Here is a 26,625-nt window from a genome sequence, read left to right on the forward strand (position 1 = left end):
AAGACCCTTCACGTAGTTGGTGCTGTCCATTGCACTCCTCGGTCGGGTGGTAGAATCAGCTTTCCTTTCAGGGGTAAATCCGTTGCGAAAGTGCCATGCCTTGGCAGCGCAGACACCGCACCCCTTAGCCTCCACCGTGTGGCTCAGGTGGAAGCCCCACTACCTTGTGCGAATAGGCAACGGTGACTCGAACAGTACAGAAAACCACCCTTCGTTCGAATGTAGGTGATGTCGCAGACCCAAACCTGCTCGGCTTCCGTAATTCCTAGATTTTCAAGGGGATAAGGCCACTTTCGATAATGATGGCGGGGAGTTGGTCGTGCGCGTGTTTGCGTTTAGGGCGCACCCAGCATACCGCGCTCGCGCAGCAAATCGAGCAGTTTGTCCCGACCACAATGTTAGGCCGCGATCCTCCAACTCGGTCCCATCATGTCTAAAGTGTCCGCACCGAACCGACCATTCTGCGCTGATTCTTGACCAACTCGACGATTTCGTCCTCCCGCATCCTGCAGTCGTCGAAATGCCAACCATGGTCATGCCCAGCCTGCAGCTTTGAATACCCAAACAGTTCACAAAAGCCGCTTAATGCTCGCTTTTTTTGCGGCGAGGCAATCATCCTTCTGGACTGTTTTAAAAGGCCGAGACTCTTTCTAATTGGCACCACCAGTTCCTCTTCAGCTACGTCAATCATCGTTGAATACGCCAGACTGCGAAGACGCTCGTCCTCAAGCCAGCCTCTCCAGTTCCCTTGATGCGAAGGTCCTTAGGCGTCAGCATCGCTTTTCCTGATCGGTCAAAGTGGCCAAAATTGAATCGGAAGAACAAATTTCAGCCATTTTTCCGAAATGTAACCACCCATTCCTTTGCGGTGTCACGCCCCTTGAGACCATGTTTCTCAGCGACCTGCAAATAGCTAAGGTCACCCTTCTCATAGTCCATCGCCCACTTGTTGGCGAAATGAATGGCGTACTTGCTCAGCCCCATCTGATGTTTTCCCGCCCCTTGCATAACTCTTACAACATTTGTGTAAAGCTATTTCAGGACAATTCCCATGGGTTGAATCCCTTCAATAAGATGGGTGTACTACCCTTGGAGCTGCAACACAAACATAGAAAATGAACACCGATTCCGTCCTTTGTCGTTTCGTTAATGTTCTATCACCAATTTCCGCGTCTGTATCTCACCTTCCACTTCTACACGAATGAAATAGATCCCAGCGCTCAGGCCAGAAGTTTCGATGAAGGTTTCGTTCTTTCCTGTAGCCATCGCTACTTGACTCGCTTTATGTTTCAGCACCCTTCCATGAAGATCGACCACGACGGCATCTACCACGGCAGGGAACCTAAGGTTTACTTGCAAAACAGCTTGCCGGTCCGCGGGCACGGGATACACCTGCCACCCCGCCAATGGCCACGCTCCTTGTGCTTCATTCACTGCATCGTAAATCAAAATGGAATCCCCCAGCGCCGAGAGCAGGATCGGATCAAAATCCTGATCGACAGCGACTGCATTCAACAGCCTTACCGGCACATACCCCAAGGTGGCAGTGAGCGGATACACCACCGCAGGTAGGAAGCCTACGCGCATCACGGAGCCAGCGCCGTTATGCCCGATACGATCCATGCGGCTGATTCCAATGTGCCAATCTGATCCCGAGGACTCGGGGTATGTCAATGTCAGCAGGTCGGGAATCCCATTCCCCAAAAACGAAACCGGAAACCGTCCATAGATCGTCCCTGGGGTCACCTGTTGCGCGTCGATTTGCAGGCTGAATGCAACGCCATGGCCTATGTTGACAGGGTTGCCGTTGTCTCCCCAATGCACTTGGAAAAACACGGTGTCGCCGGCAGGGAATGAATCCTGCTCCGGCACGACAAACAGCGGAATCCCTGCTGTCACACCCGTTCCCTTGTTGTGCGTAAGGCCATAATGGATCGAAATCAGGGTGGTATCCATGAAATTGACCGTGCCATTTCCGTCACAATCCGGGTGCTTGTGGTTTACCAAACTCGGCAGTGCCGTCGACCAGTCGGGTGCGGGCTGTCCGTACCAAGATGGACTTGCTCCGGGACGTAGGACCATTGAAACCGAATCCATAGCCTATGGCCAGCAAATCCTGGTTGTCGGCAATGCCATCGTGGTTCGCGTCGCCGGGCCATACACAGTCGGGATTCAAGGAAAGGCTCATCGTGTCCGAGCCCACACAGCCATTGGCATCGGTGGCTTGCAGCCAATAGGTCCCCGCAGCCGCAGCCGCAATGCTCGATCCCGTGCCGGCATTGCTCCAAAGGTAGGCTGTCATTCCTCCGGGGCCACTGATCATCCATGTGGTGTCGGGGCAAAAAGAGGTGTCAGGCCCGATGCTGAAGGTATTGGCGGGGAAAACACTGAGGCTGCTCGATGCGGTGGCGGTACAGCCATTGGCGTCGGTGACAGTTACAGAATAGGTACCAGCGACGGTCACCGTGATCGCACTCGTGGTGGCATTCGTGTTCCAAAGATAGCTCGCGAAGCCAGGCGTGGCAGTGAAGGTTGCATTCGTCCCCGAGCAAATCGTCTGGTTAGGACCGATGGATGCTGCTGGAGCGGTGTTGACGGTGAGTGTTGCAGATGCGGTCGACGTGCACCCGTTGGCAGCTGTGGCAGTGACCGAATAGGTTCCCGCAGTCGAAACCGTGATGGAATTTGTCGTCGCGCCATTGCTCCAGAGGTAACTGGCGAAGCCGGATGTTGCGGTGAAGGACGCTGTGGATCCCGAGCAAATTGTCTGATTCGGACCGATGGATGCTGCTGGAGCGGTGTTGACGGTGAGTGTCGCTGAGGCGGTCGACGTGCAGCCGTTGGCATGTGTGGCAGTGACCGAATACGTTCCCGCAGTCGAAACCGTGATGGAATTTGTCGTCGCGCCATTGCTCCAGAGGTAGGAATTGAAGCCGGATGTTGCCGTGAAGGTCGCGGTGGATCCCGGGCAAATTGTCTGATTGGGACCGATGGATGCTGCTGGAGCGGTGTTGACGGTGAGTGTCGCAGATGCGGTCGACGTGCACCCGTTGGCAGCTGTGGCAGTGACCGAATAGGTTCCCGCAGTCGAAACCGTGATGGAATTTGTCGTCGCGCCATTGCTCCAGAGGTAGGAACTGAAACCGGATGATGCTGTGAAGGTTGCAGTCGTCCCCGAGCAAATCGTCTGGTTGGGGCCGATGGAGACTGCTGGCGCGTTGTTGACCGTGAGTGTCGCAGATGCGGTCGACGTGCACCCGTTGGCAGCTGTGGCAGTGACCGAATAGGTTCCCGCAGTCGAAACCGTGATGGAATTTGTCGTCGCGCCATTGCTCCAGAGGTAGGAATTGAAGCCGGATGTTGCCGTGAAGGTCGCTGTGGATCCCGAGCAAATTGTCTGATTAGGCCCGATGGATGCTGCTGGAGCGGTGTTGACCGTGAGTGTCGCAGATGCCGTCGACGTGCAGCCGTTGGCATGTGTGGCAGTGACCGAATAGGTTCCCGCAGTCGAAACCGTGATGGAACTTGTCGTCGCACCATTGCTCCAGAGGTAATTGGCGAAGCCGGATGTTGCGGTGAAGGACGCTGTGGATCCCGAGCAAATTGTCTGATTAGGCCCGATGGATGCTGCTGGCGCGGTGTTGACCGTGAGTGTCGCAGATGCCGTCGACGTGCAACCGTTGGCAGCTGTGGCAGTGACCGAAAAGGTTCCCGCAGTCGAAACCGTGATGGAATTTGTCGTCGCGCCATTGCTCCAGAGGTAGGACGCGAAGCCGGATGTTGCCGTGAAGGTCGCGGTGGACCCAGTGCATATTGTCTGATTCGGCCCGATCGAAAGCGCAGGAGTAGGGAAATTGCTGAGATTCACGGTATCTCTGGCAATGCATCCCGCACTATTGGTGACCGTAACCGCGTAATTTCCTGGCGTGGAAACGGTGATCGTATTCGATGTGTTGCCATTGCTCCAAGCATAGCTGGTATAGCCGCCGATAATGCTGAAGGTGGCAGTGGCACCTGGGCAACGTACTTGGTCTGCACCCAATGAAACGGTGAATGGCACAACGGTAGCGGTTGCTGTATCCGTGAAGAAGCAGCCATTGGTTGTTTGCTGGGCAATTAGGCTGATGGTTCCAGGCGCATTCATTGTGGTGGAGGCGGTGGTGGCACCATTGCTCCAGAGGTACTGCCCATAGCCCGGCGCAGCTGAGATGGCTGTCAATCCGGGAGTACAAACGGTTACATTGGACAGCAAAGCGGGAGCGTAAGCAGCCTGGTTGATCGTTCCGCCAGCAACCGTGATGGTCTGGCTAGCGGTGCGCGATCCGCATCCGTCGGATGATGTGAGCGAAATCGTCGTACTTCCGCAGGGCAGCGTGACCGTAACGGAACCTCCGGTGACGCAGGACATTCCGGGAATCGTCCATGTCAGATTTGCACCCGGTGAGGAGTTCGATGTGAGGGTTACGGTGTTGCCAGAGACCGCGTAGGTGAATCCTGCAAACAATGACGAGACGCAAGGCGAAACGCATTGGATGCTTCCGGTGCCGGATATCGGGTTAGGGTTGACGCCCCAAGAGAGCAGGGTGCCATAAGGCATGAAGCTGAAGTTGCCCAACCCCATGCTGGTTGCCGGATTTGAAGTATATGTGGGGTCAGGCTGAAAAGAATAGGACAAGCTGGATGTCGGGAGCTGGCATTGCGTGTTGGATCTGAATTTGTGCAGGGACAGGCTGGTGTTGCTGATGCCTGCACAAAAGTATGCCCCGCTGGGGAGTAGGCTGGCAGCGAGGTATTCATCCTTCACCGGCGCCGTGCCATAGGCTGCCAATGTGGGATTGATATTCGAGGCGGTGATGTCCAAGATCATCAGGTCTCGCGTATCCGTGTAGTTGAATCCAGAGATTCCCATCGAGCCAAATAGACGCAAGTTCCCGTCGGGCTTTAACACCATCTTGGACGGTGAAATCCTCAGATATGGAAACTGCCCACCGATCCCGCGGTCGGCATCGTAACGCATATTGGTACAGGCATGGGTTTGGGTGTTGAATTTGCCGATCGCGACGGAGTAGTTCCAATTGCCTTGAGAATTGTAGTCCACCGCAGCTGCGTAGAAGATATTCCCATTGCAGTCCATTTGCACGGCGTCCCGTTCGAAATAGGACGAAGATGCGGGGCTGTAATCGTACATCGACACATTATATCCGCTGGTCACTGCCCCATTTTGCCCCAATCGGATGAACCACATATGATCGGACCAAAATTGATTGCGGGCAACCAACCAATAGCTGCTATCAGGAGCTTGGAAGCCTGCAATTCCACGAAAAAAGCTGTCATAACCCGTCCATTGCACCTGAAGGTTGGCATCGAGCTTTACATACCGAGACTGCGTTCTGCTACACAGGAAGTACCCGCCATAGCGGAGCTTGTTCACTGAAATATAGGGAAAGCCTCCATCGACGGCTTGGTGACGCAACACATTTCCGGCTTGGTCCACTTCCATCCAAAACTCAGTCATATAGGCCACCCCGGCTTGCGTGGTTCCGCCGACAACCAGAAAGTTTCCGTTGGGCATATCCACGACATCGTTCAGCTGATAGTTTGCTGTCGGAAAAGTCTTGGTCCACAGCACGGTTCCGACCGTGTCCACAAGCAGCACGAATGCCCCTTGGCTGCTTGCGCCTACGACCAAACTGTTCCCGTTTGCAGCGGAGGCGGTCCCCATCGGCGTCGTGGTGCCGAGGAAACTCACGTCCTCACGATAATAGGAATTGCTATTTGCCACCAAGGTGACTGCATGACAAACCGTACTGGAGCCGCAACTGTTGCTCACGGTTTGGCAAATGTTATAGGTACCGGGTGCTGCATAAGTATGAGTCGTGACCGGCCCGTTGATGATGGTACCGTCCCCGAAATTCCAGCTTTGACTCGTCGCATTGATGCTCTGATTCACCACTGTCGCCGTGGCACCGCCCAATGTCACCGAAAAACCTGGGGTAGGCACGCCCGAGAAGACATTCACATTGGAATAAATCGTATCCCTGCAGAAGCCACTGCTGAAAATCAAACTGATCGCGTAGTTGCCTGCCGCAGTTGGCGTCCAATGCAGGGTGTCTCCAGTGGCTGCGGTTGTACCATTCACGAGCCATCGCAGGCTGTCAAAGACAATGTGCGTGTTTTCATAGAAAGTGGTCAGTGATCCCACGCAGGAACTGGTGGGTCCCGCGATTTGGGCAGTCTGGCAGGGATTCACTTGGAGGCTGAAGGTGTCGGCTCCGCAACTGTTGGTGGCGACAAGCTGGGCGGTAAATGGACCAGCCGAGGCATAATGATGCAGTGGATCGGGAGATGACCCAAAGGTGCCGTCCCCGAAATCGTATTGAAGCGTGTAGTAGCCAAAGACTTCATCTGAAAACTGCACGTTTCCACCGCCCAGGGCCTGGGCGGAGAACGTGACGCAGGGTTTGTGGCAGGTGTATTGAGGCATTCCTTGTCCAGGGCCATTCCCGGGAGAAAAAAGCGACAACGTGTCTGGTAGAAACGTAACAGGAAACGGCGTGGTGGTGGGAAGACCAGCAAGCGATGCGGAAGGGAGATAAGGAACGCTGTTCGCAACGAGTCCATTGGGTAGCGGGTTCCCACCGCAAGTGGTGCGGATGTTGTATCCTCCAAAGAGCTGGACGGACTCCGAGGTATGGCTGATACCGAAACCACAATCGCCCTCCAATTCGACTGCCAAGGCATCGCCGAACGGCGTGCTTTGCAAACTGGAAAGAGCGGTCTCGGCCTGAGATGGGCCTCGATAATGCTGATGCCCATCAATGTTTCCATCAGTATCCATCAGCAATGCAGAAATGAATTGCATTCGCTGATATCCATTGCAACCCATACCGCAGAAGTCCTTGCCATTGGCAAATACCATCAGATCATTGCTGCCGGGCATTGCTACAGCCTCCAGCATCGTCACCTCAAACCCACATAAGCCAAATGGCGGTACTTTGACCGATTTACTCCACCACAGGTTCAAGTTGCTGTCCAGTCGTACCACAAAGGCTGTATCATGACGAAAACTCAAGGCAGCCAATCCATGATCTTGATAAACGGCATACCGGTCAGGAGCGTTTTGGATCACCTTGAGCACATTTCCATTGGCATCCAATACGCAGATTTGCGATCCGACCTCCACGTACATCCGCTGGTCTATGCCCCACTTTGCGCCTTTCAGTGTGCCGTTCAAGCCGATTCTCTTCTGGAAATCAGGCGTATATCCCGTGCTGAAGCGCATCAATCCGAATCCTGGCGAGCCATCTGTGTAAGTAGCAAAGACATGTCCGCTCGTATCCGCGACAAGGGCTTTCACTTCCAAGCCCATCATTTTGAATTGCGTGAAAACAGTGCCTTGCTCAGAAAAAACGGAGAATCGGGAGACTGCGGCATCGGAGCCTACAAGCCAAACCTTCCGATCCTTGTTGATCACAGCATAAGGCAGCGCAGTCGATGAAGCGAAATTGGGCCATAGTCCAAGAATCGTGTTGAATTGCGGATCCAAAACAGCAATTGGCCATTGAAATTGACCATGTGCACTCGTTACAATGTGTCGGTCCATCCCCATCGCAGCATTCGAAGTCACGACACCGGCAAATTCTCCCCAGATGTAGTAGCTTCGCCCCGATCCATGCGGAAAGTTGGGGGGTGAGGCAACCTGTCCCGGTAATAAGTTGGCAATGCCGATCAGGAGAAAGATCGACAAGAACAACAAACCAAAGCTTGTACTGGGCAACTTCATCACGGAACAAATTCAAATTCAAAACTGACGGCAAATCAAGCCATTGCTGGGACCATTTTCTGCGTCAACGTGAAGATAGAAGATTTTGCCGAAATAATTGAGTAAGCTTTCTCCGCGCTTCATTCTGAGGCAACAATGAATATCGATGAAGCCCGAAGTGGGAGTATTCTAATTCGCGTTTTCGATGAGCAAAAATTCGATAATTCCGAACGCGCACTCCACCCTCACACGCGCCGCCAGGCGCCCTAAGCATCCACTTTCTGCACCACAGCCAGCCTACCCCGGTCCTCCTTTGAAAGTAGCCACTGCATGCCGTCGGTCAATTCTGCCATATTTCCGATATCGACCGCCGTCTTTTCACCGCCTTTCGTCAGGGTCAAATCGGGCATCCGTTGATTCAACAAGATCCATTTGCGTAGGTGGAAATTGAAGTAGCCGATCGGTTTATGAATTAGGAAGAGGAAACAACTCCATCGCGATTGGTTGCCTACGGCTTTTTCGGCGCCTTGTCTGCACGGTTGGTGAATTGCTTGTAAATGATCTGCGGAATCTTGAACGGGCTCATCGACATGGAAGTCGCCTCCAAATTCTGGAAACTCCCATCCCGCCAATTCGGGGACAGCGCGTAGCGCTCCAAAAGCTCCTGCGTGATTTTCCCTCCGAATTGTATCCTGCTCACCACGTTTTTGGATTTTGGGAGGATAACTTGGTGGGGGTGGGATTGTTTTTGATGGGATGGGTTTCGAATGCTCTTTGTGCGTAATAAAGCGAGCGAATCGGCTTAGCGGATATTTCTTCGGAAAAGAACGTTGATTCCACGAGACATCTTTTTTATCTTTTGCGTTACGTTGCCTATATTGTCGTTACAATAATTGAATGCTACGGACTTCGCTTCATTCGATCGGTGCGACTATAGGTTTTTACCTGACCTGCCGCTTTTTCCATGCGGACCTTGTTCTATGGATGGTTTTTTCCTTGGGAATTCTCTCTGGGTTGGCTGCAAAACCTATTGAGAAAAACCGGATTCGTCCTTTGCTGCTCTTTTTGATCAGCTCGACAGCGATTTCGTTTTTGATTTCAATTGTGGACCCAATGACGTGGATTCACTTCCCATTCTTGCCCGCTTCGGCATTTATTACTGCCACTTTTGTTTTGGGAATTGAATTCAAACGTAATCCTCAAATCGCCTCTATCCGCAATAGCGAGCTCATTCTGTATGCCCTTCTGATTTTTGTGGGACCCTTGGCTTTCAGTGCTTCCGATAGATTCGAAGACGGAATGTGGGCGAAAATGGTGCTTTATTTGGGTTTTGGGATTCTTTTCGCGCGGAAGGGTGTTCCTTGGTTGCGCGCTCAATGGCTGCTTGCGCCCTTGATACTCTTATATGTTGTGGCGTTCTTCCCTTCCGATGACCCTTTTATTTGGATAGTCCTTTTGCTGCAGCCTACCATTGCTGTTATATGCTTCAATTTAGGATATTGGTTCATTCAACGCGATGCGATCGTCAAAGTACTTTCATCCGGGTTGATGTTGCTGATCGTGTTGCTGTACGTGATATTCATTCCCAAAATCATGTTTGACCAATCTTGGATTGAGGTCAATCAAAAACTACCGGAATTTTCACTTTCAAGGATCGATGGCAATACGATTGGCACGCGTGATGTTCAGGGAAAGGTGGTTTGGATGAGCTTTTTCAGTACAACTTGCCGACCATGTTTGGATGAAATGGCGCATACTCAAACAATTGCCAGACAATATTCGAATAACCGATCGGTAACGTTCCTTGCCGTTGCAAGCTCTCAATTTGACTCTTTTGAGAAATTTACCAACGCCAAACAATTTCATGAATTCGGTTTCGTGGTCGGATTTGAAATGGAACCTACACTTGCATCCGCGTATGCGCCTGAAGGCGTTCCCGTTGGAATTTTGGTGGACAGATCGGGAACAGTCGTTGCAAAAAAGACAGGTTTCTTTGCCAAGGATGGCATTCGTTTCGAAAATAAGCTTTCGCAGGCGATTGAAAAATTGCTGAGGGAATAATTTCCCTTTTGGAAGGTCAATGAGGCTTGATGCAACTGCGAACCAATACGTTGCTTGTTGGGTTCTGCAAAATGAATCAAGTATATACATTACCTTCACACCCTCAACCCACGCAGAGAAGATGAGTACCCACCCTCCGGTTTCCAAACAGCGCAAATGGGCAAAGCGGGCCTATTGGTCGGTGGTGCTCGTTGGTTTTGTTTGGCTTTGTTTGCTCCTGACGAATGAAGTCTTTTACGCGAGGGTTTTGCCGGCGTCGAGCGATTCCTTTCTTTGGCGCGGCGGATGGGACAGCGACAAGCATCTCACGTTGAATGGTCGCGTGGACATGGAAGTCGCCTCCAGATTCTGGAAACTCCCATCCCGCCAATTCGGGGACAGCGCGTAGCGCTCCAAAAGCTCCTGCGTGATTTTTCCTCCGAATTGTATCCTGCTCACCACGTTTTTGGATTTTGGGAGGATAACTTGGTGGGGGTGGGATTGTTTGTTTTGGTTTATCTTGCAAGTGTCGTATGATTTAGTGGCCTCAATGAAGAAAATCAATGGGAAATAAGCACGAATACTATTTTGACGATCCAGAAATTGGGATCGACCGTGAAACGAGTCATCCCAAGTACAATGCGATCATCCATGATCAATTCTATTTTGACTGTCTGGACGAGTTTTCACCTTTTGGGAACGACGAGGGTGCAGAAACCTTGATGGCGCTCAACGAATGGTTTAATGAAAAATCCGAGGACGAAGATGTGGTTGATTGGATGCTGGATCGGATCGATGGGTATGGATTTCCGTTCCAAGCAGATATTGCATCAATGCTTCAAGATTCGAGGACCATTAACGAAGTTCATGAAGAGGATGATAACTTCTTCCTTTGCATGGATGAAACGATCATTGCAACTGCATTCGGACAATATAAAATTTCGGGACTGATTGACGAGGAACTCAAGAAAGTTGGACTGATTGCCATTGATCGACAAATCTTGCTAAGCCGGCAAGATCTGCAAAATGGAGGATTGGACTTACGTAAATTGTACAAAGTTGTCGATCAGGAAAGTACACGGCCAGACGCAAACGGCAGTACAAGTCACCTCACGCATAAATATTTGGAGCGTCTAGGGATCATGAAGAGAGACCTACAGAAATTTGAGGTGGGATGAGTTGATTCCTTCAGTTGCTACAAAGTTGATTCGGGAATCAGCATAAAGGGAACTGGAGAGATCGTTGGGATCGGATCTACAGCCATTGACAATAACCTCGCCTATCTGAGAGATCTGGGATTGCTCAAACGTATTGGGACCAAAAGGTGGCAGGTGGATGATCCAGTACATCCAGGCCATAAGTGGGTAGATGGGTGGGTAGATAATGATCAATGATGATGCATAATCAATTCTTAATACATTGATTGTTAGTTGTTTGTAATTATTTTTGGAAATGATTCTTGCGCAAGGTGGGTAAATGAGTGGGTAGAAAACTTGAGATTGGATGTTTCTACCCATTCGTTTTTTGAAGCCCCAAAATGGCATCATTGGTGAAGTCAACACGCAGCACGATTGGGTCTTCGGTACTGTGGAGGTGTTTCTTCTTTTGATTCTGAAAGTGGAAGTAGGTTTTTCTGGCAAAGGATTGAAATCAAGGTTTGATTCGTGGTTTTCAAAAGCGGTTCATTTCCCTCGGATTTTGAACAAATAGTTTTCCAAATCATCGCGAACATTGTCAATTAGGGTCCAAAGATGCTCTTCGTGAACTGCTAATTCCTCTTCTAAATCGGCATCTTGAAATTGGCTCGATTTTGATGATTGAATATTGCGGAAGTTCCTGCGTGCCGTTCACAAATCGTTCCCTCATATCCGTAGGTTTTAGCCCAAAGTTCTTCAATGTTGCAATAATTGCCTCGAGACATTCTGAAACGCGATTGTTTCCAGTTTCTGTGAAACTATTCAAGGCGTTTTCAAAGTTATAAACTGAAGAATTGGACAGCAGGATGGTCAATCCCGACATTAGAAATTCTGTTTGAAATTCGAGAATGTAGGCAGCCGGATAAAAATAGCTGGGAATGGGGTTAATTCTTTCTTGATCAAGTAAATATAAATTTTCTTCAGAAAATACCTCAATGGAAAAGTGAACAACAAAGTCCGCAGAACTGAGATGATGCGTGTTTTCCTCCGTGAGTAGCATTTCGTTATTTTTTAGGTCAAATTGACCTCAAGCATCCACCATCTGCACAACAGCCAACCGTCCCCCGTCCTCGCGAGACAGCAACAACTGCGCCCCATCCTTCAATTCCGCCATCTTACCGATCTCAATGGGCGTCTTCACATCCCCTTCGATCAATGTCAAATCCGGCATGCGCTGATTGACCAACACCCACCTTCCTTGATGGAAATTGAAATACCCGACGGGCTTTTTTTGTTCGGGAGTCGTGCGCTCATTGGGGAAAATGTTGCGCATCATGTGCCATTCGTAGATGTATTGGTCGCTGTACACCATCAGGCGATGGTTGTCGGGCAGGAATTTGCCACCGCCGCGGCTGCTGTACAGGTTCAGGACCGGAAGTTGTCCTTTGTAGGGCGTGTCACAAAACGGACACTTCGGACTCATGCTGTTGTCAAAGACATACCATTTCTGAATGCACCTTGGGTTGCGGCAAGGCTGCACCAAGTCGTTGGTCTTGACCAGCGCTTGTTCCCAGTCATTGGCGGTCGGACGTTTGCTGGGATCGTGTAATCCCTCCAAAAATGCGCGGTCAAAGAGCTCCTTCAAATACGGGCCACAAATCGAATAGGGCATTTTGCTCGTGTCTTTCCAGGGCAATTCGCTGGGTTTGACTTGGTCGAGCTTGATGCGGTTGCTTTTGTCGGTCGGATGCTCGACAAACATCGCGTTTTTGCCCATGCTCAATTCCTCGTCCTTGGCCGGATCCATGTCGTGGACCTTGCTGCCGCGCAACGGATGGCGGTAGAGCAAGTACATGTAAATCAGCACCGCCAAGGCGTGCCGGTCCGTATTGATGCTCGGCAAAACCCGCTTCGGATCGTTTTTGGCCAAGTGATTGGTCGCCATCACCTCGGGCGCAATAAAGTCCGGTGTGCCGACCACATCCGGCGGAAATTTGCCGGGTACGACCAAGCCCATCAATGTCGATGATGGCAGCGTTTCCACCTGCAGGATCAACAAGGACGTTTTTGTAGCTCAAATCGCTATGCGCCAAGCCTGCGGCATGCATCCTGCGCACTGCGCGCGATTTTAATGCTGATCGCCAGGTAACTGCGCCAAGTCCCGCGCTCGCGGATGTCGAGAAATTTATTCTGATTGCTGGCGGATGCAAACCATTTCCCTTCCTTCTCATTGCCCTTGATGCCGAGCATGTCGTTGTTGACGGAGCCGTATTGGAAGAAAAAATGGGGTTTGTAGGTCGGACAAACAACACCGAGTTTGCCATCGTGTTCGACGATTTTGGTGGGCCAGCAAAAAAGTTCTTCCCAATAATTGCCGCCTTCTTGCCCGAAAATACGTTCGCGGAAAAGGCCAACGATGTTTTGGAGGCGGTCTTTGGAGGCTGCGTCCTGCTTGTCGCGAAAGAATCCGACGACATAGGACTTGTCGGGGCTGAAGTACACGTCCTTCATGCCGCCTTGGCCGATCATTTTGTTGATGTATTCGACGGGGCTGCCGTCTGTGGCTTTGATTCGGACGATGTCGCTCATGGGTTTTGCTTAGAATAAAATGGCAATTGTGCGGTCATCGTGTTCGCCGGCGGCCCAGAAATCGAGCCATTCCAGCATTTGCTCGGGTGCATCGAGGTTGTCGTGATCAAATGTCACGGTCTCGCTGAGTTCGTCCCAGAGCTTGTCCCAATTTTCCTGCTGCAACATATTGTGATCCGTATGGAATTTGGGATCGCTTACGCCGTCGGTCATCGCAATGACGGCAGTAAAGTCCTCGACGACATCAAATTCGATGCGTTTCATGACGGTGGCACCGTCGGCCCAAATTTCGGGCATGGTCAGAAACCGCGTCTGCCCCGCGAATTGTCCACCGTCGGGAGTGCCCATGAGTTTCATGTATTTGCCTTGCTGCAAGACGCCCACGGCACCGTCGCCCACCCACCAAGTTCCGACAAAGTAGCCAAAGTCAAATTGGCGGACGATGGTGATCATCAAAGTCGTATGAAAGGCTTTGGGCATTTCACCGATGCTATCGGCTTCCTCACAAATTGCTTTGTAGCCGGCATAGGCGGCATGGCTCAGTGCCTCGTAAATGCGGCTGCGGATCTGTCCGCGCAGGAGCTCGCTCGGCTCGCGCGTCCATGCGCCTGCGAGGGCTTCCAAATCAATGCTCAGTTTTTCGTCGAGCTTGGTTTGCAGGACTTGAACGGCTTTTTCGACGGCAATTTGCGAACCCCGGCGTGAGTAGGGGGCCGAACCGGCACCATCGGCGACCGCCATGATGTACCAGCTTTCGGGCTCATTCACCGCCAATTCAAACTCGTCGTCCCGGAAGGTTCCCGAGTGCGCATGCGAGCGTCCGCGGCGGCTTGCGGCGACCATGGTGCGCCCCGACATGTGCAAAAAGTCGCCTCTCAGATGCGGCTTTTGATAGGGAAGGCTCGCATCGGGATCGATGTCCTTCCACATTTTGCGCGGATCGGGCAGGATGTCGACTTCGCCTTGGAGCAGATAGTCTTGCGCGGGCAAGTCACCTTCGGCAGCAAATCGCAGCAAAATGGTCACAGGGACCTTGCCGTGATTGTCGGGGCAACCGCTGATCGACAATTCACCATCAAAATTGAAGGTGAGGCCGACTTGCTCAAAGCCTGTTGCTTCCCAAGCCGTGAGGTGGTCCAAGCTCCTGTGGAGCGGACTGATGTCGATTTTTTGCAGGTAATCGACACCCATTTTACCATTGGGAAGGTTGAGTTTCACGGGCTTTACTGTTGGCTCGACCGGAGCTTTTTCTTCAATTGTTTCGGGAGCGTCCCCGTCTGTACCGGGGTTGTCAATCGGTGGTTCGTCGCCGTCGCCCGCGATGGGGAGTTCGGTGTTGGTTTCTTCGAAGGATTCTTCTTTGATTTCCTCGGCAGGCAATTCATTTTCAGGCTGATCCGAATGAGTTTCTTCTACTGGGTTTTCTTGCGAATCTACCCTTGGATCAATTTCCGGCACCGGAATCGGAAATTCCTCGGTTTTCTCCTCCGGAATGTCGAACGCATCCGTCGGGAGGTCAATCGGCGCAGCGTCAATCGTCTGCTTTTCGATTTCGTCTTCCCTCAAGTCATCCGCCTCCGCATTTTCCTCCTCAACCTCCAATCCAACGGGCTGATCGTCAGTCAATACGATTTCTTCCTCCACCAACACCAAATCCGGATCGGCCGCTTCCAAGGCAATGTCCGGTTCGGGAGCGCCCAATCCCGCTGCGAGAAATGCCTCATGGACAGCGTCCTGCAATTCCGCATAGCGCACCAGCAAAGCCTTCAGTTCAGGATGCTCCATGAAGGCCGGGAAATCCTTGAACAACAGCTGATGATCGCCTTTGAAACGTGCGCGGAGGGCGTTTTGAACGAAAAGCCTTTCTTCTTCGCGTTCCTGATCAGCTCGGTTGGGAATGAACATTGTAGGGAAAATTAACCGCGTGTACGTGAAATGTCGAAACTACTGTTGCCACCGCCATCGCCCATCCGCAGATTGGCGTTGCACCAAGGACAGGTGGCGGTATTGCTGCGCTCGTCGACACAAAAGATATTGCCGCAAGGGCAAAGGGCCAACCCGATGCTATTGCCGCAGCAAGGACAGTGGGGAACCCCTTGCAATTCGTCGCTGTTGACTTTGGAATTGCCTTGCCCTTCTTGCGTGAGTTGAAAATATTCTTCGCCGACGGGAAACGCGCCACTCAAACGATAGCCGCGCGAGATACCTGCCGAACCCAACCAATCGCTGTTGGCGCCGGTTCCGGCTTTGTCATACTTAATAAGGTAGTGTTTCTTGGTGTTTTGGCACTTCCCAAGGAAGGTCGCGACATTTTGGTCGACCACAACGCTTCCGCCACCACCGGTTGCCGAACCGGGCTTTTCGTCCATAAAATGTTTGTCCACGGGAGCAAGGTTCAAATCGTCCTTGCTATAGAGGTTCACGCTTTGGCTGCTTGCTTGAATCGAAGCCGTGATCCACTTGAAAAATGCCTTGTAAGCATTGGCATCGCTATTTTTGAACAGCATGACCGTGTCCGTCAAGCGGTAGAGCACGCTCAAATCGGCGCCCGTGCCAAAGGAAACGGCAACGACTTGGGCCTTGTTTTTCCAGTCCCGGTTCCAAGTATCCAAGGCGGCCTGAAAATTGTCAGTCGGCGAGCCATCGGTGAAGATAAACACGATTGGTTTCCAGTCGCCTTTGCGTTCCATGGTGGTTTTGACCAAGGTTTGGCTCATGTCACGCATCAGGTGATTCAAGGCTTCGCCCAAGGCCGTTCCACCACCAAGGGGTAATCTCGGCGGATAAAACGTGATCACATCTGTCATCGGCGTGACCGTTTTGGCTTTACCTGCGAAGGCAATCACCGAAATGTACACCGTCTCCAACGCGTATGGATCGCGCTTGAGCTCTTGAATGATCATTCCCAAGCCGGTTTCCACCTGTTGGATCGGTTCTCCGACCATGGATTCCGAAACGTCGATCAGAAAATATACCGGGAGTCGTCTCATGGATTTTATTTTTGCTTCCTTCGAATGTTTACAAGCCCATCATCATCACCAAGGCAAGCCCGGCGATGATCAAAAACAGCACCAATTGCCCCATGTCGAGGAAAATCCCTTCGCCGACTTTGTAGGGTTTCATGCTTTTGCCGATGCCGCGTGCCATGGCACCGAAGATTTTGTCACCCGTATCAAACCAACCACGGTGCTTAGCATCGAGTTTGTCCTTGTGCGGGGCAAGTTTGGCGTAGACATACATCCCGACCAATCCCGCCACGACGACAAGCTTGATCAAAACGCCAAAAAAGCCGAATTTCATTAACAACAGACTCATATCACTACGTTGACTTCAGGTGGAGGAGGAGGGAGGCTCGCTTCTTGGCTTGTGCCCAAGCTTTTGTTGCCGGCACTGACCGAAGCGGAAACCCATTTGAAAAAGCTGCCGAATGTATTTGCATCCGTCGTGTCGAGGCTCACAATGTTGTCGGTGATGTCTTTCAGCGAATCGGGTTTTGCCTTCGGACCCGCTGCGCAGGCCACGATATTCCCGAAATTGAGCGCCTTGACCTTGGGAACGGCTTCCCGGAAGGTCATCAAGTCAGACGGACTGCCGTCCGTCATAATGAACAACAACGGCATCCAGTCGCCTTTGCGGTCGGCCGTCGTGCGGATGACTTCCGAATTGACACGCTTCACCAGCAGCTCCAAGGCTTCGCCCAGATTGGTCGGGCCGCTTTCAGGAACTTGTATATCAGGCAATTGAAAGACTTCGAGTTCGGTGAGGGGTACCAACACCTTGACATCGCGGTCGAATGTGATGATGCTTAAATGCACCGATTCCAAGGCAAAAGGATCCTGCCGCAGACTCGAAATCATGGATTCGAGGCCGACCTTGACAGATTCGATGGGCTCGCCGCGCATGGAGCCGGATGTGTCCAAGAGCAGGTAAACGGGTAGTCGCCGCATTGGGAGAGAACGAATTGGGTGAATTAAACGACAATGTTGATTTCGGGTGGGGGCGGAGGCAATTCCTGCAAGCCTGCCACTTCTTTGCCGGAGGCTTCGACCTTTTGGCTGCCCGTGGAGATCGAAGCCGATACCCACTTGAAAAATGCCGAAATCGTGCTGCTGTCGGCCGTATCGAGGGAAACAATGCTTTCCGTGATCTGCCTGAGCGAATCGACATTGGCATTGGCGCCGGCAGCGCAGGCGATGATCATGCCAAATTTCTTGGACCGGATCGCGGCCAAACCTGCTGCCAAATCATCGGTCGGCGTGCCGTCGGTCATCATAAAGACGATCGGTTTCCAGTCGCCCTTGACCTCGGCTGTGGTGCGTGCCACTTCCGTATCGACCTTTTGGGCGAGCAACTTGAGGGCGTCGCCCATGCAAGTCTGCCCTTGGGCCTGAATATTCGGCATCTGAAAATTGGCCAACTCCGTGAGTGGCACCACCTGACGGGCGCCATTGTCAAAGGTGATGACGCTCAGATAAGCCGTCTCAAGCGCATAGGGATCTTGACGGAGTGCAGCCACGAGGGTCTGCACGCCGTTTTTGACCGCTTCTATGGGTTCTCCAAACATCGACCCCGAAGTGTCTAGCAGGAGGTAAACCGGTAATTTTCTCATTCTAAAGGATCCAACGTCTTAGACGTATTGTTTCAAAATTTCGACGAAAGAGTCTGCGTAGTAGGCATTGCCCGTTGCGCGGAACTTCCATTCTCCGTCTTTGCGATAGACTTCACCAAAGATCATCGAGCATTGGTTTTCGTAGGAGGCATCCTCGCTGAGTGAATAGCGGGCGATTTCCTTGCCTTTGGCATCCACCGCGCGGATGAAGGCGTTGTCAATCAAACCAAAGTGTTGATTTTTTGTTCGGCCCTGATAGATCACGACCAAAAAGACGATTTTGGTGTACTGTGCAGGCAGCTCATTGAGCTTCACGATGATACGCTCATCGTCGCCGCCGGTACCGCCCGTCAAGTCGTCACCTGTGTGCCAGATTTTACCTGAAGGGTGGCGCAAGTTGTTGAAGAAGATCACGTCGGAATCCACCAAGCCGATCTTACGGCCGCCGCCGAGGTCGCGCTCGTAGCCGAAGTTTTTGACCTTGTCCTGATCATCCAACAGGAACGCCATGGCGTCCAAGTCAAATTCAGCCTCTTCGGCGCCAAACATCTTGCCAAAGAAGCCTTTTTTCTTTTGACGGACTTTCCAGCCCAAACCGATCGTGACCATCGACAAGTCATTGACATTCTTGTCAAGATTGATGGTCTGCCCTTTTGAGAGATTAATAGCCATGTGTATCTATTTTGAAGAGTGTGAGATCAAAATCAATTGTAAATGCCCAAGTATTCGCCCAAGCCCCCACGGTTGCCCATGCCCATGGCCTCAAAACGCCATTCCTTGTCGCGGCGGTAAAAGCGGCCGATGGTCACAGCGGTTTCGACCGAAAAGTCTTCGCTGAGCTCATATTTCATCATTTCGGAGCCTGTGCCTTGGTCGATCACACGGATGTAGGCATCCTTGACCTGCCCGAAATTTTGTCCTGCCTTGGAGGCGTCGTGGATCGTGACCACGAAAATCAGTTCCTCGACGCGTGCATCGACTTTGTCGAGGTCCACCATCAAGGTTTCCTCGTCTTCGCCGTCGTCATCTCCCGAAGCAGACTGCACGTCGCCGGTATGCTGCACAGCACCGTCAGGCGATTGAAGGTTGTTGTAAAACACAAAAAACTCGTCTTCGGGGAGTTTCCCGTTTTTGCCGATCATGAAAACCGAGGCATCGAGGTCGGCTTCCTTGCCGCTGACAGCAGGTTCCCAGCCCAAGCCCACAGCGACTTTGCTCAATCCTACATTGACGCGCTGACCTTTTTGAAGATTAATTGCCATAACAAACTGTGTATTAAGGATTTGCCAATAACAATAGCGAGAAAACAATTCCCAACCCGGCCATCCGCCCAACCTAGGCACGCCGATTAGGCAGACCATCACGGCCTTTTGACCTTCGGGGCCTGAAAATTAAGAAAAATTCAAGGATTGAAACCAGCCAATTTGGCCAAAAGTTTCCACGTCAACCGATTCCAAGCAAGGCCTCCAATTCGTCGAGCAATTGCTCGCGCTGTTCCTTCAGATTCTGGAGAATGCTGCGTTTGCGTCCTTTGATCCGCAAAAGGCTGGTCAACCCGGCAAAGCGACGGGCAAGCTGCGCATAAAGGAGGGCAAAAATGCCAATAATCGGCAGCGACACCCCGAATCCGACAAGCCACCAACCCGAGAGGCCGACAAGCCACGCCGCCAAAATGAGCAGGGCGTACCAAATCGGGAACAGAAACATGCCGACCACCATCATGATCGGCGAATGGTATTCGATTTCGTCGCTGATTTTGGGTGCAATCCAGCCAGGAAACCAATAGGGAAGCCAATTGGTGATGGCGCCTGCAGCAAAAATCGGGGCTGTCGGCACAAGGAAAAGCAGTATGGCGAACCAAACCCAGCCGCTGTTCAGTTTCTGAAACCGTTCGCGAAAAAAGCCTTCCCGGATCTGCAGCCTGTCCATCATAGCAAACCAGCGCTGGAAACGAAGTCTCAATTGCGCGTAGGATTCGCTGTTTTTGGCCTTGAGGTCGCGAAGCTTGTCGGCGATATGGCGCTCAGCAAGGAGGGCGTCGTGACCGCGGTGCTGACCATCGTCTTCCTTGAGCTGCTCCCGCAGCAGGCGGGTCACCTGCGAGAACAGCGTTTCCTGCTCCTGATCTTCCAAAACGACCATTCGGCTTTCGATTTGCAGGCGCACGGCTTCGGTGAGGGCACGCACGGCTTCAAAATTGTCCTTGGCATGGATTTCGGCAAATTGGGAGACCGGAATCGGCTCGCCCACGTCGATGCGGATGCGGGTACGTGAGCGGGTGGGCGCGGAATAGTTCAAAGCGACGGGCATCAACACAAGGCCTCCTTGGAAGTTGTTGGCGGATTCGTAGCTCATGGCAATGCGCGCGGCGCCCGTACGCAGTTCGCGCAGGCGTTTTTCGGCGTAGCTCGTACCTTCGGGGAATATCAGCAAGGTCCCGCCTTTGCCCAGGTAGGCGCGTGCATGTTCGAAATTATCCTGATTGTCAATGTTTTCTCCCGGCCGAATGTCTTGCTTCCGATAGACTGGGATCACATTGAAAAAGCGCAGCAACTTGGCCAATGGTTTGTTCCGAAACAGCGAACCATTGCCCATGAATCCGGCCATTTGATGCAACAAACTCGCCACGATCAGCGGGTCCATCAAGGTATTGGGATGGTTGGCCACCACGATCATCGGACCCTTGCGCGGAAGGCGTTCACGGCCATTGACGGTAAATTCTTTGTAGAATATCCGCAGCGTCAGACGCACCCAAACCCTCAAAATCATGTACAGCACGATCATTCTACCAAGATACGAAGGAATGGATAATGGAGAATGGAAAATGGAAAATGGAGAACTGCGCAGCAATCAGCGAAGCTAATCGCCGCAGTTGGGCCGGGAAGCGAAAGGGCAAAGCTGATTTTTGACGGGGTCCAAAATGCAAACGGACTCCAACATTGCTGCTGAAGTCCGATGCGTCGGGGGTTGGAAAATTCTTGTCCGGAGTCGGAGGAAAGGGGTTTCAATCCTTCGCCTTCATTCCGGTGGGATTTTGTAATCGTTTTGTCCTCAAGGTCGAGTGCTGTGATTTAGAGGCGGATAACCTTCTTGGTCAAGTGTTTCCCGTCGACCGTGGCATTGACGTAGTACAATCCGGCGGTTGATGGCATCTCGATCGTCGTGGTCGTTTCCGAAAGTGGATATTGGCCTACGACCTGTCCCAATTGATTCAGGATCTCCACGCTTCCGACCGTGAATGGCGCATTGACAGCGATGTTGAGCAAGTCGTTGGCCGGGTTGGGATAAACTTCGAAATTCATGGACTTCTCCTCGGCGATGCCCACGGAAATGTCTTGATGTTGGATCAATTGCTGAATTTGGCCCAAAGAAAGCGCATTGTCAAACACTTTCAATTCGTCGACGGAGAGACCATTGAGTTTGTCTGGTGCAAGGTCGCTCACCGCAGTTCCAATGTAGATTTTGGCGTTGGCATTCGGTCCCGAGGCGTTGTACAAAGTATCTGCAAATTGACGATCAAGTCCTCCGTCCACGTAGACGGAAGTGACAAGTCCGTTGTTTTGCGCCACGACATGGTGCCATCCCAAATTGTTGAATGAAAATTCGAAGTTTGTCGGTAGGGCGCCTGCCGAAGTGCCATCAAAAAAGGCGGTCATTTTGCCACTACCCATCTTGACACCAAATCCTAAGTAGGCACCTTGAACAATAAAACCTGTGGTCGAGGTCGCTGCTTGGCTGTTGGACATGATCCAGAAGGAAACGGCTGCTCCGGGCCAGTTGGAGTTGTTGATCGCATTGTCTGACTCCAAACCGATGCCGCTCACATAGCCGATGCAAGTGTCGGTGGTCACTCCCGTGGAGCCCAAGGGAATGAAGTTATACGCAGACCCGGAACCGTAAGAATGCAAATGGTTGAGGTTGACAGTATTGTCGCGCAAGGCGGGGTTAAAATCGTAATCCACCACCATGTTCTGCGCGAATAGGCTGGAAAAAGAGGCAAGCAAAACGAGGAAAAGTAAATGCTTTTTCATTCGGATTTTGATAATTGTTGATAGAATGCCCCTTGCTGCTAGCGATCAGCAAAGGGACAAATGTGATATTATGTTCCAACACGCAGCGAATGAAAACGGAACATAGCCTCGCAGCCATGCCCCGTTTCTTGGTGTTGGTAGAATTGATTATTCCTTTACAAAACGGGTTGCGGCTTTGCCACCTTCCGTTTGGATTTCGATCAGGTACATTCCTGCGGTAAGAGATGCCACCGATATCCTGTTTCCCATAGCCGAAAGTACTTTTTGACCGGTCATATTGTAGATGGCAATATTTTCGATCGGTTCGTTGATTTGAACCATCAAGAACTCCGAAGTCGGGTTGGGATAAACGGTCAAGTCCAACTGGGATTGTGGCATTTCGATGGACACGTTTCCTTGAAATTCATAGGCGCCGAGGATCCATCGAATAGCCGATCGATCTTGGATTTCCAATAATGTCGAGGTAAGGATTGACGGGTGTGGTGGCCAAAGTATCATCAATACCCATCGAACCTTGCATCAATTGAAAATCTCCGCCGCCAGAATTGACGAAGGTAGCGGACCCAGCCCAACAAGTTGGGCACAAAATCAGCCAACTGTTGGACTGAGGCATCAAAGATTCTCTAAAATTTGCAACGGCACCACTTGATCCAAGGACAGCAGGTGCAGTATTGTCGTCGGTGAAAATGCAGTTATTGAGCGAAATCGTTCCGGAAGTCGAAAATTGGAACACGTTGCTGCCTCCGATATTGCCCGCAAAGGTTCCATTCTGTACCAAAAGATCTGATTCAACCGTGGTAATCGCACCTCCAAATCGGGTAGCTTGGTTGATCCAAAATACGCAGTTGTACATTTTGATGTTGGAATACACAAAGTTGGCTGCTCCACCGTCATATTGTATGGTTTTGTTGTTGGTGAAGTTGCAAGCAACAAATCTTGAGTTGCTCCCTTCGGCATAAATTGCCCCGCCTTGGTTGTAGGTAGTGTTGTTCCTGAACAGCATGTTGGTGAAGTAGGCATCACCGCGCAAGATCATCCCGGAGCCGTTTTTTTCAGTCGATGTATTGGAAGAATATCCATTTTCGACGACAAATCCATCCATTACTGCTGTTGTGTCGATGTGCGCATAGACGTTGATGACATGTTCAGCAAATACGCCGGTCGTAATCTCGCCATTCAGTGTGGCCTTGTTGTAAACGGGATCTCGTTGGCTGAGGGATGTTTCGGTTCCTAGGAATCCACCATAAAGCACCACCCCGTTTTTTAGCCAAAAGCTGCGTCTTTCAACGTCATTGGGAAATACTCCCAAAGTATCAATGGATGGTTTGTAAGTGCCAACGGCAACCCAAATAGTGTCTCCTGAAGTCGCCAAATGAATCGCAACTTGGAGATCCGTGTAAGCATTAGCCCAAGACGTACCATCGTTGGCACCGGTAGCGGTTTCTGCCACAAAAATTTGTGCATTTGCAAATTGGAAAAGGAAGGCAGCAGCAACGAAGAGTAATATTTTTTTCATAATAAAAAATGTGGTTTCTATCAATTTGATATCAAATGTAGCGTGCGCTTGCGTCCGGGTATCTTAATGTTCAGCAACGGACATTTTGATTCATGAATGGACGGTTTGTGGCTACAATACGATGGAAAAAAAAAGAGGGCCAAGGCCCTCTTTTTTTGAATATTTCGATCGATCAAGGATTGGTCGTGGTTACTGGGAAACTCCAGTGCCAGAAAACTCTTCCATCACCTTCGACACGAAGGTCGACGGTTACAAAATCACTCTGTTGGCCAGTGCTTGGAGACAATGGCATGACGCCAGCAAGGATGACAGGCTGATTTCCGTTTCCGTTGCCATTGTTACCATTTCCATTGCCGGGAGAAGGCGGCACGACAACAACGCGGGACGACAACCCAATACCGCCACCAACAGTGCCACCAGGTACGCGGTCACCAGTAGCGCTGAAGCTACCGCGATTGTAAAGGTGAGCAAGATTGCCCGATACGCGAACCGCCAGGATGCCAGAGCCATTGCCCATGTCATAAAGTTTCACTTCAGAAACAACGGCGTTGCCGTTCTGCGCATGGGCGCCGATGCCTGCGAAAATAAGCAGCAGCAACAAGGAGAATAGTTTCAAATTTTTCATAGCTCTTTTTTGGTGTTTTGAACTGCACCAAAGATGCAATACCGGTCGGGAACGGGAAGCATCCACTTCAGTAATGGACATTTTAATTCAGGAATGGACGGATATCAGGGCTGATATGAAAAGAAAAGAGGGCCACGGCCCTCTTCTCTATTTTGATCAATCCATATCCTTGACGGAAATGGCTTAGATTCCTGTGCGATCTCTTTTGATTCGGCCTACCCTTGAATAGGTATAGTCGAGACCGTTGCCAATGCGGCGGAGGCTCACTGTCAAAGTCACCTCGTCATTTTCATTGGTGACTGGCGCTCCAATTGGAAACACGGCTGCAAGGAGTACTTGTTCGTTTCCGTTGGGATTACCATTTCCTGGTACTGGCGGTTGGACCACAACCCTGCCACCATCGCCAATAGATCCGCCTGCTGCTCTACCTGCAACTGCATCTCCAGTGATGGTAAATGTACCACCGGTGTATTGGCTTGCAAGGTTTCCTGAAAGCTTGACGACAATCATGCCGGAGCCGTTGCCCATATCTTCGATGTCGATACTAGACACGACGACATTGCCATTTTGTGCATTCGCACCAAATCCGGCAAGGATAAGCAGCAAGAACAAGGAAAACAGTTTCAAATTTTTCATATCTCTTTTTTGGTGTTTCGAACTGCTGCAAATGTGTTTGGTAGATTTTGAATCAGGTGCTTTTTTTTCAGGAACGGCCATTTTCCTTCACGAATGGGTCGGTTCTGCAATCGAATCCGGTAAAATGGTCGAAAAACAGGGTCTCAGCTCGGCTATTTACTTCGCGCGTCGCAAGAGCGCGAAACTCAACCGTGCAGATTCCGAATGTGCCTCAACCCGCAAGCGCAACGGCACGCAGTTGGATTCCCAAGGATGTCCTTGCCGATTGTTGCCAGCGTTATAGATGGTTCCCTAAACCTGACGCCTTGGTGCGCTCCGTTTCAGTCGGGTTATGCTGTTTGCATCAAGATCAGCGTTGTCTCACCGATCTTTGGAACCCATACGCTATGGCGAGCATTCCAATTATTCATGCCGCAATGCTTCAATCGGATCCAATCGCGCCGCTTTTCTTGCAGGGTAATAGCCTGCTGTGACCCCAACTACAAAACAAATCATAAAACCACCGATCACCCAATTCCAAGGAATGACAAATCCACTGCCGAGGAGCAGACCGACAATGTTGCCGACGAGGATTCCAAACCCAATCCCGAGAATCCCTCCCAGTTGTGTGATCACGCTCGCTTCGGTCAAAAACTGGAACATGATATGCCCATTGGTCGCGCCCAATGCCTTTCGCAGGCCAATTTCCTTTGTGCGTTCCGTCACGGAGACCAGCATGATATTCATCAAGCCGATCGAGGCACTGAGCAGTGTGATCAACGCGATCAAGGTCGCCGACCAAGTGAGGTAACGCAGATTCTCCATGAAATTGCTGAGAATCGCCTCCATCTTGATGATCCCGAAGTCCTCATCCTCGCTCGGCTTCAACTGTCGCACACGCCGCATGAGTCCCACCGCTTCATAGCTGTTGTCCTCGAGCTTGTCGATGTCTGCAGATAGCACGTGCAAGCTGAAGCTCCGGTCGGCAACGTAGAAGTCCTTTTGCAGCGTGGTATTGGGAATCACGCAAATTCGGTCGCCGCCGGCCATTCCTTGCGCACCGATTTCCTCAAACACACCGATCACCTCATACCCTTTTCCGTCCATGAAGACCGTCCTCCCAACAGGATCTGAGGCCGGAAAAAGGACACGTTGCACCTCGTACCCCAAAACGATCACGTTGCGCGCAAGCCTGACGTCGGAGGCTGTGAGGTTCCTGCCTCTTCCAATTGCGTAATTGTCTGTTGCAGAATAATTTTCGTCAGCACCAAAAACCTGGAGATTTCCTTGTGTGCTTTTGTTTTGGTATTTGCATACAGCAGCAAAACTGCCCATTCCGACGATGCTGACAGGTCCTAAAGTGTAGGCTTGCTTAAACTGCGTCGCTTGGGAGTAAGTAATCGGATCGTGAAGATTGTCTTTGTTGCCTTGTCGTGAGGAGCGTAACGTTGAGGTGTAGTTTTCGATGCGGAAGGTATTGGTGCCTAAGCGGACGAAGCTGTTGGAAAACCAGAATTTGATCCCGTCGATGGATGTAAGCACGCCAATCAATGCGCTGAGCCCAAATGCGATAATCAGCATCGTCAGCACGGTCCTGAGCAGGTTTCCTTTGATGGCGCGCAACGCCTCGATGATATTCTGGAGCAGTAACATTTACGTCCTTGGATTCACATCTGCGAAGGTCTGTGGAAAACCTTCCCGA

At 51.3% G+C, this 26,625-nt stretch carries 24 protein-coding genes and 1 pseudogene; 4 read left to right on the forward strand and 21 right to left on the reverse strand.

What is annotated here, in order from left to right:
• Nucleotides 1-433: 433 nt before the first annotated feature.
• From IPN95_23125 to IPN95_23145, 5 genes are all read right to left on the reverse strand, one after another.
• Nucleotides 434-691: a hypothetical protein gene (locus IPN95_23125; GenBank protein ID MBK9452260.1), complete on the reverse strand. Its 258-nt coding sequence runs from the start codon at nucleotides 689-691 to the stop codon at nucleotides 434-436.
• Between the two features lie 137 nt (nucleotides 692-828).
• A complete protein-coding gene (locus IPN95_23130; GenBank protein ID MBK9452261.1) occupies nucleotides 829-1,008 on the reverse strand; it encodes a hypothetical protein in 180 nt (59 codons plus the stop codon).
• Nucleotides 1,009-1,146: 138 nt separating this feature from the next.
• A complete protein-coding gene (locus IPN95_23135; protein ID MBK9452262.1) occupies nucleotides 1,147-2,082 on the reverse strand; it encodes a T9SS type A sorting domain-containing protein in 936 nt (311 codons plus the stop codon).
• Nucleotides 1,979-7,783: a PKD domain-containing protein gene (locus IPN95_23140; protein ID MBK9452263.1), complete on the reverse strand. Its 5,805-nt coding sequence runs from the start codon at nucleotides 7,781-7,783 to the stop codon at nucleotides 1,979-1,981. The genes IPN95_23135 and IPN95_23140 overlap by 104 nt, the downstream gene beginning before the upstream one ends.
• Before the next feature lie 487 nt (nucleotides 7,784-8,270).
• Entirely contained in the window at nucleotides 8,271-8,462 is a 192-nt protein-coding gene (locus IPN95_23145; protein MBK9452264.1) for a hypothetical protein, read from the reverse strand.
• Nucleotides 8,463-9,217: 755 nt separating this feature from the next.
• Here IPN95_23145 and IPN95_23150 point away from each other — a divergent pair.
• The 3 genes from IPN95_23150 to IPN95_23160 all read left to right on the forward strand — a co-directional run bounded on the left by IPN95_23150 (nucleotide 9,218) and on the right by IPN95_23160 (nucleotide 10,980).
• Nucleotides 9,218-9,823 carry a TlpA family protein disulfide reductase gene (locus tag IPN95_23150; GenBank protein ID MBK9452265.1) on the forward strand — a complete coding sequence of 202 codons (606 nt, stop codon included), beginning with the start codon at nucleotides 9,218-9,220 and terminating at the stop codon, nucleotides 9,821-9,823.
• Between the two features lie 121 nt (nucleotides 9,824-9,944).
• Entirely contained in the window at nucleotides 9,945-10,211 is a 267-nt protein-coding gene (locus tag IPN95_23155) for a hypothetical protein (GenBank protein MBK9452266.1), read from the forward strand.
• Between the two features lie 154 nt (nucleotides 10,212-10,365).
• Nucleotides 10,366-10,980, forward strand: a complete 615-nt coding sequence (locus IPN95_23160; protein ID MBK9452267.1) for a hypothetical protein — start codon at nucleotides 10,366-10,368, stop codon at nucleotides 10,978-10,980.
• A gap of 556 nt (nucleotides 10,981-11,536) precedes the next feature.
• Here IPN95_23160 and IPN95_23165 read toward each other — a convergent pair.
• The 15 genes and pseudogenes from IPN95_23165 to IPN95_23235 all read right to left on the reverse strand — a co-directional run bounded on the left by IPN95_23165 (nucleotide 11,537) and on the right by IPN95_23235 (nucleotide 24,944).
• The gene (locus IPN95_23165) at nucleotides 11,537-11,998 is read right to left on the reverse strand and encodes a hypothetical protein (GenBank protein MBK9452268.1); all 462 of its coding nucleotides are present in this window, start codon (nucleotides 11,996-11,998) and stop codon (nucleotides 11,537-11,539) included.
• A 27-nt stretch (nucleotides 11,999-12,025) separates the two neighbouring features.
• A pseudogene (locus IPN95_23170) lies at nucleotides 12,026-13,527 on the reverse strand (kinase).
• Nucleotides 13,528-13,536: 9 nt separating this feature from the next.
• Entirely contained in the window at nucleotides 13,537-15,432 is a 1,896-nt protein-coding gene (locus IPN95_23175; GenBank protein MBK9452269.1) for a protein phosphatase 2C domain-containing protein, read from the reverse strand.
• Nucleotides 15,433-15,443: 11 nt separating this feature from the next.
• The gene (locus IPN95_23180) at nucleotides 15,444-16,517 is read right to left on the reverse strand and encodes a VWA domain-containing protein (protein ID MBK9452270.1); all 1,074 of its coding nucleotides are present in this window, start codon (nucleotides 16,515-16,517) and stop codon (nucleotides 15,444-15,446) included.
• 28 nt (nucleotides 16,518-16,545) lie between these two features.
• Nucleotides 16,546-16,842, reverse strand: a complete 297-nt coding sequence (locus IPN95_23185; protein ID MBK9452271.1) for a hypothetical protein — start codon at nucleotides 16,840-16,842, stop codon at nucleotides 16,546-16,548.
• Entirely contained in the window at nucleotides 16,839-17,474 is a 636-nt protein-coding gene (locus IPN95_23190) for a VWA domain-containing protein (GenBank protein ID MBK9452272.1), read from the reverse strand. Before IPN95_23190 ends, IPN95_23185 begins: the two co-directional genes overlap by 4 nt.
• Before the next feature lie 23 nt (nucleotides 17,475-17,497).
• Nucleotides 17,498-18,136, reverse strand: coding sequence for a VWA domain-containing protein (locus IPN95_23195; GenBank protein ID MBK9452273.1), 639 nt, complete (start codon nucleotides 18,134-18,136; stop codon nucleotides 17,498-17,500).
• An 18-nt stretch (nucleotides 18,137-18,154) separates the two neighbouring features.
• Nucleotides 18,155-18,808, reverse strand: coding sequence for a TerD family protein (locus IPN95_23200; GenBank protein MBK9452274.1), 654 nt, complete (start codon nucleotides 18,806-18,808; stop codon nucleotides 18,155-18,157).
• 32 nt (nucleotides 18,809-18,840) lie between these two features.
• Entirely contained in the window at nucleotides 18,841-19,398 is a 558-nt protein-coding gene (locus IPN95_23205; protein ID MBK9452275.1) for a TerD family protein, read from the reverse strand.
• A 181-nt stretch (nucleotides 19,399-19,579) separates the two neighbouring features.
• Nucleotides 19,580-20,920 carry a 1-acyl-sn-glycerol-3-phosphate acyltransferase gene (locus IPN95_23210; protein MBK9452276.1) on the reverse strand — a complete coding sequence of 447 codons (1,341 nt, stop codon included), beginning with the start codon at nucleotides 20,918-20,920 and terminating at the stop codon, nucleotides 19,580-19,582.
• A 287-nt stretch (nucleotides 20,921-21,207) separates the two neighbouring features.
• A complete protein-coding gene (locus tag IPN95_23215; protein MBK9452277.1) occupies nucleotides 21,208-22,167 on the reverse strand; it encodes a T9SS type A sorting domain-containing protein in 960 nt (319 codons plus the stop codon).
• A gap of 147 nt (nucleotides 22,168-22,314) precedes the next feature.
• Nucleotides 22,315-22,545, reverse strand: coding sequence for a T9SS type A sorting domain-containing protein (locus IPN95_23220; GenBank protein ID MBK9452278.1), 231 nt, complete (start codon nucleotides 22,543-22,545; stop codon nucleotides 22,315-22,317).
• Between the two features lie 25 nt (nucleotides 22,546-22,570).
• Nucleotides 22,571-23,683 carry a hypothetical protein gene (locus tag IPN95_23225; protein MBK9452279.1) on the reverse strand — a complete coding sequence of 371 codons (1,113 nt, stop codon included), beginning with the start codon at nucleotides 23,681-23,683 and terminating at the stop codon, nucleotides 22,571-22,573.
• A gap of 172 nt (nucleotides 23,684-23,855) precedes the next feature.
• Nucleotides 23,856-24,308 (reverse strand): hypothetical protein, encoded by a 453-nt coding sequence (locus IPN95_23230; protein MBK9452280.1) that lies wholly within the window; start codon nucleotides 24,306-24,308, stop codon nucleotides 23,856-23,858.
• Nucleotides 24,309-24,491: 183 nt separating this feature from the next.
• Nucleotides 24,492-24,944: a hypothetical protein gene (locus IPN95_23235; protein ID MBK9452281.1), complete on the reverse strand. Its 453-nt coding sequence runs from the start codon at nucleotides 24,942-24,944 to the stop codon at nucleotides 24,492-24,494.
• Between the two features lie 31 nt (nucleotides 24,945-24,975).
• On the opposite strand from IPN95_23235, the gene IPN95_23240 reads away from it, so the two are divergent.
• Nucleotides 24,976-25,227 (forward strand): hypothetical protein, encoded by a 252-nt coding sequence (locus IPN95_23240; GenBank protein MBK9452282.1) that lies wholly within the window; start codon nucleotides 24,976-24,978, stop codon nucleotides 25,225-25,227.
• Between the two features lie 119 nt (nucleotides 25,228-25,346).
• Here IPN95_23240 and IPN95_23245 read toward each other — a convergent pair whose 3' ends face one another.
• A complete protein-coding gene (locus tag IPN95_23245; protein ID MBK9452283.1) occupies nucleotides 25,347-26,576 on the reverse strand; it encodes an ABC transporter permease in 1,230 nt (409 codons plus the stop codon).
• Nucleotides 26,577-26,625: the final 49 nt, after the last annotated feature.

It is taken from the genome of Bacteroidota bacterium, assembly GCA_016718825.1.
Classification (GTDB): Bacteria; Bacteroidota; Bacteroidia; order J057; family JADKCL01; genus JADKCL01.